Here is a 13,221-nt window from a genome sequence, read left to right on the forward strand (position 1 = left end):
TGTGAAAAATATGTCATTGTCTGAGCGAGTCTATTCTTGTATATGCGGTGTAAATCTCGATAGAGATTATAACGCAGCTATCAATATCAAAAATGAAGCAATACGCCTATTGGCGTTAGCATAGATAGCAATAAAATAACCCTTGGAACAAGGGAGTTAGCTCGACTGTCTTAGGACGAATTCGTTAGCTACCAAAAGTAACGACTAACCGAGAAGCCCCCACTTCAAACAGTCCGTTAGGATGTTAAGTGGCGGGTAGTTCACTTACTTTCCATAAAGCTAATGAGAAAATCCAATTTGGATCACCGTATCCTTGATAACTTTGAACTGCTTCATAAATTTTACCTTGATGTTCTACTCTATCTCCTTTTTTATATGCAGCATACGAATCCCATGCCTTATACTCAGAAGAGGGGGTATCTTTTGTTGTGATTTTGATTTCATTACTCGCAACTGAAACTTTTCCTTGAGTATCTATAGCTTTTACCATATATCTATATTCTGTACTAGCCAGTAAATTTTCATCTGTATAGTAAGTTGAAGGACTTGTAGCTATTTTCGTACCGTTACGATAAATCTCATATTCTTTTATACCAACATTACTTATGGATTCTTCCCATATTAAATGAACACTGTTTGTAGTAGTTTCTGATGCTTGTAATCCTGTTGGAGCTGTTGGAGCTATTTGTTCTGGATTCTCTTCTTTTGTTGTAACTGAAACTTCATTGCTACTTTTTGACTTATTTCCTGCTGCATCTGTAGCTTTAATTGTATAATTATATTTTGTATTGGCTTGTAATCCCGCATCTTCATAACGTGTTGTTTTTGTTGTTCCTACTTTTTTTCCATCACGATAAACTTCATATTCTTTCACACCAATATTATCTGTGGAAGCCTCCCACTGTAGCTCAACAGTTGTTGCTGTTTGACTAGCAGAGCGTAGGTTAGAAGGAGCTGTTGGAGCGATTACGTCAATTTCAGTACTACTATTAAAAGCAGAAAATAGTTTAGAAAAAGCACCGTCGTCTACATCGGGTAATCCAGAAGCATCTCCAGTTGCCTGACCGATTTGCCAACTTTCAGTAGCTTTTTTATCACGATACACTGACCACATACTAATTTCCCCAATACCTTTTTCTTTGGCAAATTGGAACAATTCTTTTGCATTATTTAATGTGAAAATTTCATTTTGAGTATCATTTTTTCCTATCATAGGTGTAACAGCAATCATTTTCCAAATGTCAGAATCTTTAATAGTACCTTTATATAAATTAGTTAATTGTCCATGCAAGCTATTAATAGCATCTATTGCAGCTTGTCCCATTTGTTGGTTTTGTTGCCCGTAATCCATAGTCATAATATTAACTGAATTTAAATCTACATCATGTTTTATAGCGCTTTGAATTACATTTAGTCCATCATTAGTTAGGCCATATGGCATTACTGGTAAGGTATAACCAATTTTTACATCTTTACCTTCAGCTTTTAATTCATTTTGTAATAACGCAATTGCTTTTGATCTTCTTTCGATAGATTCTGGGTGAGCAACTAAGACGCCTTCAATATCAAAATCCATGTGTGTTAAATGTAATGTGTTAATTACACTTTTATAAGCATCTTTTAATTTATTCACATCTGTAATAGCTGCGGCAAGATCTGCACCTAATCCAGGGATATTACCAGCATTTGCTCCACCAAAAGATACTTTAACATCTCCACCTATTTTTCTAATTTGTTTAATTTGATCATCTAAGTTACCATCTCCAATAGGGGTATGACTTCCTCCCCATACTGGATTTCCATTTTTATCAGCCACTATAAAGGAAAGCGTGAAGAAACTAGTATTTGTTTCTTGGGCATATTTTAATAGGTTTTGAGGATTCATGCCGTTATCTACATATGGTGCAAAAACATGAGTTGGCCAAGTGATTCCTTCACCAAATAAATCATTTGGATCACTATTGTCAGTTATATATTCTGAACCAGTATATAATTCCCAACCGCTAAATTGTTGGGTAGGTAATGTACCTGCATTTACCCAATATACAGAATGATAAATCTTACCTTCATATGTAACGTAAGATTCACCTGGATAATCTTTATTTTTATTCCAAAATGGCGCTACTTGTTGTTGAGAATTCGCTATATTTTCTTGAGCGTAGGCAAACGTATGGCTAATGGCTTGGGATGTAGGAATGATCATAGTTAATGCAACAGCTGTTTTTGCTAGAGTACAAAATGGATGTTTCTTTCTAATCATAATAATATCTCCTCACTTCTAATTTATAATTAAAAAAAGAAATTATATTTGGCATTATTAAAATTCTTTTAATATATATTTTGAAGAATTATTGCCGTAACTCCCAATACTGATACTTTTATACGTGATGATTACCCTCATTTAGTAGGATAACAACTTACAAAAAATGAAACAAATTAGAGGGAAATATAATAATATTCATCCAAAAACAATATATTTCTTCTCATAAACTACAGAAAATCGAATTAAAATGTACATATATATACCATTTTTGTAAGGTGGGGATGAATAGTGAGCTAGAAGTAATATAAATGTACACAAAAGTGTCGATTCTAATAATCTAGTTTGGCTAAAAATTTTTTATCTTGAGTACAAGACTAACTACTTCTATTACTAAATCTAAACAATTTGTTGTATTCTTTAGTAATAAAATGAGAATATTATTTTTAGGTTTTCTAAAATTGTCTTACTTTAGTTGAGTAGGTAAACTGGAAGCAGCATAAATTAAGTCCTTTACTTCTCCTACATTTTTTATGAATTATATCTTTTTAGTATTCTCATAAAAACTATAGGATGTTTGAAAAATTGACACATAGATTTTTGGTTTCTATATGTTAAGATGGTGTTGCTAACCTATTGTTTATAATAAAAACAACTTATTTTTTTATCAAAAGTATAGGACTAGAAAAAACCTCATAAAGAGGTTTTTTTATTTCTATATTTATTTTTGGTGTGAAAATTCAGTTGCAAAATTAATTTTGACATAATGCTATGATTCATTTAAATATTTCGTGCTCTTATATGTTGGATGAAGTCTTCAGATTATTTCATGATATATACAATTTTAATGCTTATTTAGTTTTTAATATATGGTATTGTAATTTTGCTAAACTCTTAAAAGAACACATACAAAATTAAATAATGTGTAATATACACTTAATTAATTTTTTGGATTGTAATTTTGAACTAATTTTTTTAATTTATACTCTGTAGCATAAGCATTAGCAGCAATAATTGCATCAAAAACCATTTCTGGTGAAATTTCAAATGGCATATTATGTATAGTTTCACCATCTTGACAGGCAGCTTCAGCCACTTTCATCAATTCTTCTTTACTTGCATCACCTAAGTTCAGATCTTCAAGTGTAGTTGGTAAGCCAAGCTTGATACAGAAATCAATGTAGTTATATAGTTCTTCAGTTGTCCAAGATTCCAATGCCATTTGTACTAATGTGCCAAATGCAACCTTTTCTCCATGCATCAAATCATGAGTCTTATCATGTAAAACAGTAAAACCATTATGGATGGCATGAGCTGCAGCTAACCCCACACTTTCAAATCCAAGGCCACTAAGCAAGGTGTTTGCCTCTATTACGGCTTCAACTGCTGGAGTAACAGTTTTTTGTTTAACTGCTAAAAGAGCAGCTTCTCCATATTGAAATAAGGTATCCCAACAGAGTTCTGCAATCCTAGCAGCTGCTAGGGTAGAGAGTCCTCCAGCCATAGCGGGTTTTCGGGATTCTAAATTTGCTCTAGCTTCAATCCATGTAGCCATTCCGTCTCCAATCCCAGCAGCTAAAAATCTGGATGGAGCTTGTGCAATGACTTGGGAATCTACTAAAATAATATCCGGATTTTTTAAATAAAATTTGTATTTCTCAAATACTCCATCATCAGAGTAAATAACAGAAAGAGAACTGGTTGGTGCATCTGTTGAGGCAATAGTGGGAACGCTTACAACTTTGGCCGAAAGAATTTCTCCTACCGCTTTTGCTGTGTCTACTGATTTACCACCACCAATACCAATGATTACATCAGCACCAAATTCTTTTCCTATTTTCTCAATTCTTGCAATTTCATTTTCAGAACTTTCACCATTAAAACCGACTTTTTCAAAGCATAGATTTTGTTTATGAAAGCTTTCCATAACTTTTTCACCAACAAGATGCCAAACACATTCATCTACAATAACTAATAAATTGGTTCCTAGAGGTTTTACATACTCTCCAATTTTTTTAATTACATTTCTTCCCTGAATATATTTTTGCGGGCTAATTAGGATACGTTCCATGATAATCACTCCTTGATTTTTTTGTAAGTAAGCTGAAAATCTAACCTTGAATCTAATGTTATCAAAATTCTGAGTACAGAATTATGAATATTTTATGTATATTTTTCGTCTGTTATATGACGGATTAAAAGATAGTGTTATGATTATCAAAAATCAAATACTATTTTTTAAGAAAGATGAAATGGGAAAAATAGTATTAAAAACCTATATTATCAGGTTTTGTATAAATAATCTTATTATATAATAGTTAGAGTTTTAACAATGAAAATAAAAATACATAAAATTCACTGGTTGAATTTTATGTATTTTTATGCATGTATTATTATGAAATAGGTTCTTGTGATACAAAAGATTGAAATTAATATTCATATTACAAATGGTCCACATGCTCGAGCCGTAGCTACACTTATAGCAAAATTGAGCGGAATACTTTTAACGATGAATCTATTCATGAAACACAATCATTATTAGACCAATTGACTCTTGAAAAGAACAGAATAAAGTATTTAGAATGTGAATTGTCGAAATATAAAAAACTAAACAACTCTTTTCCAGACATTATTATTTATAGTGACACTTTAATTAAGACGCTCTTTGTTGCGAATAAAGTAGCAGAATTAGATTCTACGATTCTTATTACTGGAGAGAGTGAAACAGGAAAAGAACTTATAGGTAAAGGTATCCATAAAGCTGTTTTCAGAAAGGATAAGTCGTTTATTCTAGTAAATTGTGCGGCTATCCCCCCTAATTTAATTGAAAGTGAGCTATTTGAGCATGAAAAAGGAGTATTCACTGGAGCACTTCACATGAGGAAAGGGAAATTTGAGCAAGCAAACATTGGAACAATCTTTTAGATGAAATTGGAGGCTTAAAGCTAAATGTCCAAGTGAAATCATTATAGGTTTTTATAATAAAAGGGAATTGTAGGAGGGAATAAAATTATAAAATTAAATGTTAGGGTACTAGCGGCGACTAATGGAAAGGAATAGATGCCATGAAAAAATTTATTAATAATCCAGAAAAAGTAGTTAGGGATATGATTGACGGAATGTTGTTTGCACATTCTGATAAACTACAAAATATGGGTGAAACAAATATAATTCTTCGAGCTAATAGTCCATTTCCAGGAAAAGTGGCAATTGTCAGCGGAGGCGGGAGTGGTCATGAACCAGCGCATATAGGATTTGTTGGTAAAGGAATGCTTGATGCTGCTGTAATGGGCGAAATTTTTACTTCTCCTACACCAGACCAGATTTTGAAAGCGATTCAAAAGGTGGATGCTGGAAGTGGGGTTTTATTAATTGTAAAAAACTACTCAGGAGACATAATGAATTTTGAAATGGCTGCTGAAATGGCTGAAGCACAGGGAATCCCAATTGCTACAGTCATTGTTAATGATGATATTGCTATTGGTAATAGTTCACACACCATGAGAAGAAGAGGAATTTCTGGAACAATATTTGTACATAAAATAGCTGGAGCAATGGCTGAGAAAGGAGCATCGCTTAAAGAAGTTGAAGATGTTGCAAATAAAGTGATTGCTAATATGCGTAGTATGGGAATGGCATTAACAACGTGTACTATACCTGGATCTGATACAGTCGGTTATAGAATTGGTGAAAATGAAGTAGAGGTTGGTATAGGCATTCACGGTAAACCTGGAACTCATCGTATTAGTATGATAGCAGCTAATGAAATGGCTGAACTCCTTTTAGAGCATATTTTAAGTGATATGCAATTGAAAATTGGTGATAAAGTTGCAGTAATGGTAAACGGCTTAGGTGGAACGCCGTTAATGGAATTATATATTTTAAATAAAATGATTAACATAATATTAAACAAAATTGGTATCGATATCAGTAAAACATATGTTGGGGAATACATGACAGCGATTGATATGGCCGGTTTTTCTATTACTTTATTAAAACTAGATGGACAATTATCTGCTTTGCTTAATGATCCAGCAAATACGACTAACTGGCGTGTACAATAGGAGGGCCAACATGTATATTACACCAAGACATATCATCAATTGGATGCAACTTACTGCAAAACAACTTGAGTATCAAAAAAAAAATCTAACGCAACTTGATCAATTTATAGGTGACGGAGATCATGGTATTAATATGAATAGAGGGTTTAAAGAGGTTGAAAAAAAGATATCATATACAGCTTATGATGATATTGGAAATGTATTTCATGATATTGGAATGATACTTATTTCAAAGGTTGGCGGTGCATCAGGGCCTTTATATGGAACAGCATTTTTAAGGGCTGGTAGTGTTTTGAAAGGGAAAAATAAAATTACAATCAATGAATTGGGGATTGCTTTTCAAGAATCTGTAGATGGCATCTGTCTAAGAGGAAAAACTCAGATAGGAGATAAAACAATGCTTGATGTTTGGGATCCTGTTTTGAAGTATATCCAAAGAAATGGAGAAAAAATAAAACCTATTGGTCTTATCATTTTTGCAAGAGAACAAATGGAAAAGACTAAGCCATTATTAGCTAAAAAAGGGCGTGCTTCCTTTCTAGGAGAAAGGTCTATTGGTCATTTAGATCCAGGAGCAGTCTCATCTTTTATTATCTTTGAAACTCTATGTTTATCTCTTATAGGTGAAAAAGATATTGTTAATGAACTGAGGGAGCAATTGTGATGAGTAATGTAGGATTAGCTTTAATTTCTCATGGTTATCTGCAAGTTCAGAGATTTAAAAGCTTTACTCGCCAAATTAAGTTCCGGTGTTTTAATAGTTTCTGTAGGAGGAGTAGATAACGATGAAGTAGGTAGAAGCTTCAGATAAATTCAAGAGGCTATTTATAATGAACGAGTTGTAATTGTATTCGTAAATTTGGGAGGCGCTCTAATTAAGAGTGATTAAATCAAAATAGCAGATTGACCATTAATAGAGGGTCCTTCGTAGCAGTTGTTGAATTAGGGATTGGCAAAATATTAGAAGAAATATATAAGATTTAAGGCTGTACTTGAAGCGAAAACCATTATAAAAATATAAAAGGAGCTAATCTTATGAGAATCGAAAGAAAATTAATTGTAACTCGTAAGGATGGAATTCATGCAAAATCAGCAAGTGAAATTGTAGATGGCTTAAGGGATTATGATTGTTCGGTTCAGTTTATATTTAAAGATAAAAAAGTTAATGCAAAAAGTACTCTTCAATTAATCGATTTAGCAGTAAAAAGAGGGGCAGAAATACATGTAATTCTTGATGGGGAAGATGCTGATGATGCCCTTGTGTTTATACAATGGTTTTTGAAATAACAAAGGGGGTCATAAATATGTCTCCATTTATGGGGGAATTAATTGGAACCTTGGTTCTTATTTTATTAGGGAACGGCGTTGTAGCAGGTACTTTGCTGAAAAAATCCAAAGCACAAAATTCCGGATGGGTTGCAATTACTCTTGGCTGGGGATTAGCAGTTACATTCGCTATATATATAGTAGATAACATAAGTGGTGCACATTTGAATCCTGCAGTTACAATTGCTTTTGCTTGTATAGGGGTATTTCCTTGGAGTGAAGTTCCTTCCTATATTGGTGCACAGTTGATTGGGGCTTTTTTAGGTTCAATATTTGTCTGGCTCCAGTATTTTCCGCATTGGAAAGAAACTAAAAATCAAGAAATTATATTATCGGTGTTTTCTACAAGCCCTGCAATAAAAAGTTGGCCTTCCAATTTGTTAAGTGAAATTATTGGCACTGCGGTATTTGTATTTTCAATTTTAGCTATAAGTCATAATAAAGTTACAGATGGACTACTTCCAATAATAATAGGAGCGTTAATAGTATCTATAGGTTTATCTCTTGGTGGAACAACTGGATTTGCTTTAAATCCGGCTCGAGATTTTGGGCCAAGGCTAGCACATCAAATCTTACCAATATGTAATAAAGGTTCTTCGGATTGGGGATACGCATGGATTCCCATAATTGGTAGTACCATAGGAGGAATCATAGGAGCTATAGGTTTTCAATTGATTTATTAAGCACTTAATATATTAAAATTCAATTAGAAAGTAATTAGTTAACCACATTTACTATCAATCATGTAATGCGAAGGGGTATCTAAGTAAAAAATGTATGCTAAAAAAATCACTATACATTTCTTATAATGTGGAATTGTTTTATTCATAAAATGTTCAATTTATATCCATTGTGAAAAAAATCACAATGGATATAATGAATATATGACGGTTGTAGAGGATGATAGTGGTTTTATTCTTTTGCGACGAATCAACTCTTATATCAAATTTCTGTCTCCAACTATAAACTGTTTTCTGGATAGCTATCTTTAGCAAAATTCTGACTCGTAAGTAGGGGTTATTGTTTTTTTGTTTGCTATTTTGTATGCAGGCGATATAAATCATCTTATCAGATAGAACGGCAATGTTTTTAGTAAATGGAATCGATTTCATTGTGCGAATAACAGTGCTTTTCTTTAGTTGGGAAAAGGAGAAATGTGTATACTCTTTCATTCTATTGAACTTTTGGTAAGTAACATATGCGTAATAAAAACTTACATGGTATTTTTATCATTCGAAAGAACTTTAAATTGTTTTCTGTCATGTTCGTTTGCATTGATAATCATGTTTTTCGAGATAAACGCTTTCCTTATCAATGAGGCAATTCGCAAATGGAGTTTTACTCCTATTTTTGTTTGAAGCAACTCAGTCTATTTATAGTTGGTTAGGTTTAGAGTAAGTGTATTTGAAACAATGATTTTCAACGGTATGTTTTTTCTATATTTTGAAAGCGTTTTCTTATAGTGGGTTATTTTATAAGATTATGAACCTTTTACTTAAGAAATTATGTGTTTTAAGTAATGATTTGAAAAATGATGAATTGGAGATTCACAAACTCATTTTTAGTAGTAAACAAAATTTTATAAAAGAAGTGAGATTTAAATAGCCTAGGAGGTGGTTTTCTCAAGGATAGAAAAAGTTGGTTTTTAATAGTTAAAGATTGATGAAATGAAGAAGAAAAGTTGTGTTGGTTGCGTCAATTCAGAAAAAATTAGGATGAAATATTTAGGAGGTAGAGAGATGGTAGGGATTATCCTAGCAAGCCATGGCCAATTTGCTGAAGGCATTTTACAATCTGGCGCAATGATTTTTGGAGAGCAAGAGAACGTTAAGGCTGTTACCTTAATGCCAAACGAAGGGCCAGACGATTTGAGAGCAAAAATGGAAGCGGCAATTGCATCTTTTGATAATCAAGATGAGGTATTGTTTTTAGTCGATCTATGGGGCGGTACTCCATTCAATCAAGCTAATGGCTTGTATGAAGAACACAAAGACAATTGGGCAATCGTTGCTGGTTTGAACTTACCTATGGTGATTGAAGCTTATGCATCGCGTTTATCAATTACGTCTGCTCAAGAAATCGCAGCGCATATCGTTAAAACAGCGAAGGAAGGGGTCAGAATTAAACCTGAAGAGCTGGAACCCAAAGAAAATACTGATATCGCAGTTGCAAAAGATGTAAAAGCAAATGGCAGACTTGCTCCCGGTACAGTAGTTGGTGATGGGAAAATCAAGTTCGTTTTAGTCCGTGTGGATTCTCGTTTATTGCATGGTCAGGTAGCGACTGCATGGACAAAGTCTACACAACCAAATCGTATTATCGTAGTTTCAGATGCAGTGTCTAAAGACGATCTTCGTAAAAAATTAATCGAACAGGCGGCACCACCAGGGGTTAAGGCCAATGTTATTCCAATCAGCAAAATGATTGAAGTTGAAAAAGATCCCCGTTTTGGTAATACTAATGCACTGGTATTATTTGAAAACCCACTAGATGTCCTGAGAGTTATAGAGGGTGGTGTGGATATTAAAGAAGTTAACGTTGGTTCTATGGCTCATTCAACTGGAAAGGTTGTTGTTAATAAGGTTCTTTCTATGGGAAGAGAAGATGTAGAGGCTTTCGAGAAAATGAAAGCAAAAGGCATTCATTTTGATGTACGTAAAGTACCGAATGATTCTCGTGCAAATATGGATGATATTCTAAAAAAAGCGAAGGTTGAATTATCGTAGTTACATAGCAAATTTAAATGAAATGGGGGATCATAATGTCTACTATAGAAATAATTTTAGTAATACTAATTGCATTTCTAGCCGGTATGGAAGGAATATTAGATGAATTTCAATTCCATCAACCACTAGTGGCATGTACACTAATTGGTTTAGTAACAGGTAACCTGGAGGCGGGTATTGTTCTTGGCGGTACACTTCAAATGATTGCACTTGGATGGGCAAATATTGGAGCAGCCGTAGCGCCAGATGCTGCATTGGCATCAGTTGCATCAGCAATCATTTTAGTATTAGGCGGACAAGGTGTTAGCGGTGTTGCATCAGCAATTGCAGTAGCGGTACCACTTGCAGTAGCAGGACTTTTCTTAACAATGATTGTTCGTACACTTGCTGTTCCTATTGTACACATGATGGATACGGCAGCTGAAGAAGGAAATATAAAAAAAATTGAAGTGTTACACATCGCTGCGGTGTGTTTACAAGGTATCCGAATTGCAATTCCTGCCGGAGCACTTTTATTTATCCCTGCACAAAGCGTTCAAGGATTCTTGGAATCAATGCCTGCATGGTTAACTGATGGAATGGCTATTGGTGGCGGAATGGTTGTTGCTGTTGGTTATGCACTAGTTATTAATATGATGGCAACAAAAGAAGTATGGCCATTCTTCATTATTGGTTTCGTAATAGCTGCGATTTCTCAATTAACACTTATTGCTCTTGGTGCATTGGGTGTGGCTTTAGCTCTTATTTATTTGAGCCTTTCTAAAATGGGTGGTTCTTCAAATGGTGGTGGAGGTAACTCTGGTGACCCGCTTGACGATATCTTAAACGATTATTAATTCAGGAGGAGGAGAAGACAAATGGCAGAAAAAATACAATTAACAAAAAGAGATCGTTTAGCCGTTGCATGGCGATCTACATTTATTCAGGGCTCTTGGAACTATGAACGTATGCAAAATGGTGGTTGGGCCTTCTCGATGATTCCAGCGATTAAAAAGTTATATAAATCAAAAGAAGATCGAAAAGCAGCATTAAAACGTCACTTGGAATTCTTCAATACACATCCTTATATTGCTTCACCAATTCTAGGAGTTACATTAGCACTTGAAGAAGAACGTGCTAATGGTGCAGAAGTTGATGATGTGGCAATTCAGGGGGTTAAAGTTGGGATGATGGGTCCTTTAGCCGGTGTTGGTGATCCGGTATTCTGGTTTACTTTACGTCCGATGTTAGGTGCTTTAGGAGCATCATTAGCAATGGGGGGGAATATCCTTGGGCCAATCCTTTTCTTCTTAGCTTGGAATCTGGTTCGTTGGGGATTTATGTGGTATACACAAGAATTTGGTTATAAAGCTGGTTCTAAAATCACTGATGATCTTTCAGGTGGATTATTACAAGATATTACAAAAGGTGCATCTATCCTTGGTATGTTTGTACTTGCAGCCTTGGTGGAACGGTGGGTATCAATTAAATTCAAGCCAGTTGTATCTGAAGTTCAGTTAGATAAAGGTGCGTATGTTGAGTGGGACAAACTTCCTGGAAATGGTGAAGGGATTCGTCAATCTTTTGAACAAGTAAACTCAGGAATGGCACTGTCACCTACGAAAGTAACTACCTTGCAAGATAACTTAGATCAATTGATTCCTGGTTTAGCTGCATTACTTCTGACATTCTTCTGCATGTGGTTGTTGAAGAAAAAAGTCAGCCCAATTGTTATTATTCTTTCATTATTCGTAGTTGGGGTAGTTGGTCACGTAATCGGACTTTTATAATTTAAGTTGCTCACGTTTTCAATTCTTAAGATATAATATTTAGGAATTGTTGAGATTGAGGTGTAGATTAGTAGCCTGTGAATTGATAATAGTTCGTATAAAAAAGTGGCTGGGGATTATCGTTTCAGCCACTTTTTGTATTGATCTAATTGTTTGAAGTTACGAATTATAAATAGGATAAATGAAATGGAGTGGATATGATGGTTCAATCAATTAATACAAGGGTAGATTTAGTAATAGATGCTACCGCTTTTACGGGACTTACGGACTATGGGAAAATTATGATTGGTGATAAAGGGTTTGAATTTTATAATTCTCGTGATACGCGTAAATTTATTCAGATTCCGTGGGAGGAGGTAGATTACGTTATAGCTTCTGTAATGTTTAAGGGGAAATGGATTCCACGTTATGCTATTGAAACCAAGAGAAATGGGATCTTCACCTTTTCTTCTAAGGAACCTAAGAAAGTTCTTCGGGCTATACGAGAATATGTAGATCCAGGTCATATGGCACAATCTCTAAGTTTCTATGATGTTATTAAACGTGCCCTTAAATCGATGGGTAAAAAGAAATAATAGAATGAAAAGAAGGCGTGTATTTTTCATATAAGAGCTAACATGGTTCTGGTGTAAAAATAGATTAAAAGATAATAAAGCGTATAGACTTCTAACGGGATTGTATCTTATGCTGCAAGTCCAAACAATTGATATATGAATTCTTGTTGGTTTTGGATAGACTGGTTCCGTAGTAAATCAATCTGCTCTCTTTAAGCATATGCACGGATTTCACTCCAGAAATAATGGACGTAGTTGTGACAAAATATTTGAACCTTAGCATAGAACAAGAGCATACCACCTTACTGTTAATAAGATTAGTTCAGGCTGATAATGCCTCCATTTAAACAAATTTTCCTTTTACATACTGATCACGTACCTTTTTTAGAGTCATACTACCAGTATGTCCAAGATTAGGATATTACTTGCAAGAGTCTTGGGATTTTTACAACAAAACCGTTTTATACATTAAAGGTTATTTATGTTATTGAATTATATTTTTGCAAACGTGCTGTGTTATAA

12 protein-coding genes and 1 pseudogene are annotated in these 13,221 nt (G+C 34.2%); 10 read left to right on the forward strand and 3 right to left on the reverse strand.

Annotated elements, in window-relative coordinates:
• The coding region (locus ACUN13_RS26680; RefSeq protein WP_272514186.1) for a zinc ribbon domain-containing protein at positions 1 to 124 on the forward strand (124 nt) is incomplete at its 5' end.
• A gap of 120 nt (positions 125 to 244) precedes the next feature.
• Here ACUN13_RS26680 and ACUN13_RS26685 read toward each other — a convergent pair.
• Both ACUN13_RS26685 and ACUN13_RS26690 read right to left on the reverse strand, forming a co-directional pair.
• Positions 245 to 2,260, reverse strand: a complete 2,016-nt coding sequence (locus tag ACUN13_RS26685; protein WP_445424030.1) for a fibronectin type III domain-containing protein — start codon at positions 2,258 to 2,260, stop codon at positions 245 to 247.
• Positions 2,261 to 3,200: 940 nt separating this feature from the next.
• Entirely contained in the window at positions 3,201 to 4,331 is a 1,131-nt protein-coding gene (locus tag ACUN13_RS26690) for a glycerol dehydrogenase (RefSeq protein WP_445424031.1), read from the reverse strand.
• A 518-nt stretch (positions 4,332 to 4,849) separates the two neighbouring features.
• Here ACUN13_RS26690 and ACUN13_RS26695 point away from each other — a divergent pair.
• The 9 genes from ACUN13_RS26695 to ACUN13_RS26735 all read left to right on the forward strand — a co-directional run bounded on the left by ACUN13_RS26695 (position 4,850) and on the right by ACUN13_RS26735 (position 12,720).
• Positions 4,850 to 5,185 (forward strand): sigma 54-interacting transcriptional regulator, encoded by a 336-nt coding sequence (locus ACUN13_RS26695; protein ID WP_445424032.1) that lies wholly within the window; start codon positions 4,850 to 4,852, stop codon positions 5,183 to 5,185.
• A gap of 140 nt (positions 5,186 to 5,325) precedes the next feature.
• Positions 5,326 to 6,324, forward strand: a complete 999-nt coding sequence (dhaK, locus tag ACUN13_RS26700; RefSeq protein WP_445424033.1) for a dihydroxyacetone kinase subunit DhaK — start codon at positions 5,326 to 5,328, stop codon at positions 6,322 to 6,324.
• A gap of 10 nt (positions 6,325 to 6,334) precedes the next feature.
• Positions 6,335 to 6,988, forward strand: coding sequence for a dihydroxyacetone kinase subunit DhaL (dhaL, locus tag ACUN13_RS26705; RefSeq protein ID WP_086422660.1), 654 nt, complete (start codon positions 6,335 to 6,337; stop codon positions 6,986 to 6,988).
• A 371-nt stretch (positions 6,989 to 7,359) separates the two neighbouring features.
• A complete protein-coding gene (locus ACUN13_RS26710; RefSeq protein WP_065705945.1) occupies positions 7,360 to 7,611 on the forward strand; it encodes an HPr family phosphocarrier protein in 252 nt (83 codons plus the stop codon).
• Between the two features lie 17 nt (positions 7,612 to 7,628).
• Positions 7,629 to 8,333, forward strand: a complete 705-nt coding sequence (locus ACUN13_RS26715; RefSeq protein WP_445424034.1) for an MIP/aquaporin family protein — start codon at positions 7,629 to 7,631, stop codon at positions 8,331 to 8,333.
• A 1,056-nt stretch (positions 8,334 to 9,389) separates the two neighbouring features.
• Positions 9,390 to 10,376: a mannose/fructose/sorbose PTS transporter subunit IIA gene (locus tag ACUN13_RS26720; protein WP_341723404.1), complete on the forward strand. Its 987-nt coding sequence runs from the start codon at positions 9,390 to 9,392 to the stop codon at positions 10,374 to 10,376.
• A 35-nt stretch (positions 10,377 to 10,411) separates the two neighbouring features.
• Positions 10,412 to 11,212, forward strand: a complete 801-nt coding sequence (locus ACUN13_RS26725; RefSeq protein WP_000103758.1) for a PTS mannose/fructose/sorbose transporter subunit IIC — start codon at positions 10,412 to 10,414, stop codon at positions 11,210 to 11,212.
• 21 nt (positions 11,213 to 11,233) lie between these two features.
• A complete protein-coding gene (locus ACUN13_RS26730; RefSeq protein ID WP_000818327.1) occupies positions 11,234 to 12,145 on the forward strand; it encodes a PTS system mannose/fructose/sorbose family transporter subunit IID in 912 nt (303 codons plus the stop codon).
• Between the two features lie 197 nt (positions 12,146 to 12,342).
• Positions 12,343 to 12,720 carry a DUF956 family protein gene (locus tag ACUN13_RS26735; RefSeq protein ID WP_445424035.1) on the forward strand — a complete coding sequence of 126 codons (378 nt, stop codon included), beginning with the start codon at positions 12,343 to 12,345 and terminating at the stop codon, positions 12,718 to 12,720.
• Between the two features lie 107 nt (positions 12,721 to 12,827).
• Here ACUN13_RS26735 and ACUN13_RS26740 read toward each other — a convergent pair.
• A pseudogene (locus tag ACUN13_RS26740) lies at positions 12,828 to 12,985 on the reverse strand (IS6 family transposase); the annotation flags it as partial.
• Positions 12,986 to 13,221: the final 236 nt, after the last annotated feature.

Source organism: Bacillus cereus group sp. Bce041, assembly GCF_052646455.1.

What these genes read in the sequence shown, in the direction of transcription:
- ACUN13_RS26685 (WP_445424030.1), bottom strand. Translation starts at nt 2,260, where the DNA reads ATGATTAGAAAGAAACATCCATTTTGTACTCTAGCAAAAACAGCTGTT.
- ACUN13_RS26690 (WP_445424031.1), bottom strand. Translation starts at nt 4,331, where the DNA reads ATGGAACGTATCCTAATTAGCCCGCAAAAATATATTCAGGGAAGAAAT.
- dhaK (WP_445424033.1), top strand. Translation starts at nt 5,326, where the DNA reads ATGAAAAAATTTATTAATAATCCAGAAAAAGTAGTTAGGGATATGATT.
- dhaL (WP_086422660.1), top strand. Translation starts at nt 6,335, where the DNA reads ATGTATATTACACCAAGACATATCATCAATTGGATGCAACTTACTGCA.
- ACUN13_RS26710 (WP_065705945.1), top strand. Translation starts at nt 7,360, where the DNA reads ATGAGAATCGAAAGAAAATTAATTGTAACTCGTAAGGATGGAATTCAT.
- ACUN13_RS26715 (WP_445424034.1), top strand. Translation starts at nt 7,629, where the DNA reads ATGTCTCCATTTATGGGGGAATTAATTGGAACCTTGGTTCTTATTTTA.
- ACUN13_RS26720 (WP_341723404.1), top strand. Translation starts at nt 9,390, where the DNA reads ATGGTAGGGATTATCCTAGCAAGCCATGGCCAATTTGCTGAAGGCATT.
- ACUN13_RS26725 (WP_000103758.1), top strand. Translation starts at nt 10,412, where the DNA reads ATGTCTACTATAGAAATAATTTTAGTAATACTAATTGCATTTCTAGCC.
- ACUN13_RS26730 (WP_000818327.1), top strand. Translation starts at nt 11,234, where the DNA reads ATGGCAGAAAAAATACAATTAACAAAAAGAGATCGTTTAGCCGTTGCA.
- ACUN13_RS26735 (WP_445424035.1), top strand. Translation starts at nt 12,343, where the DNA reads ATGATGGTTCAATCAATTAATACAAGGGTAGATTTAGTAATAGATGCT.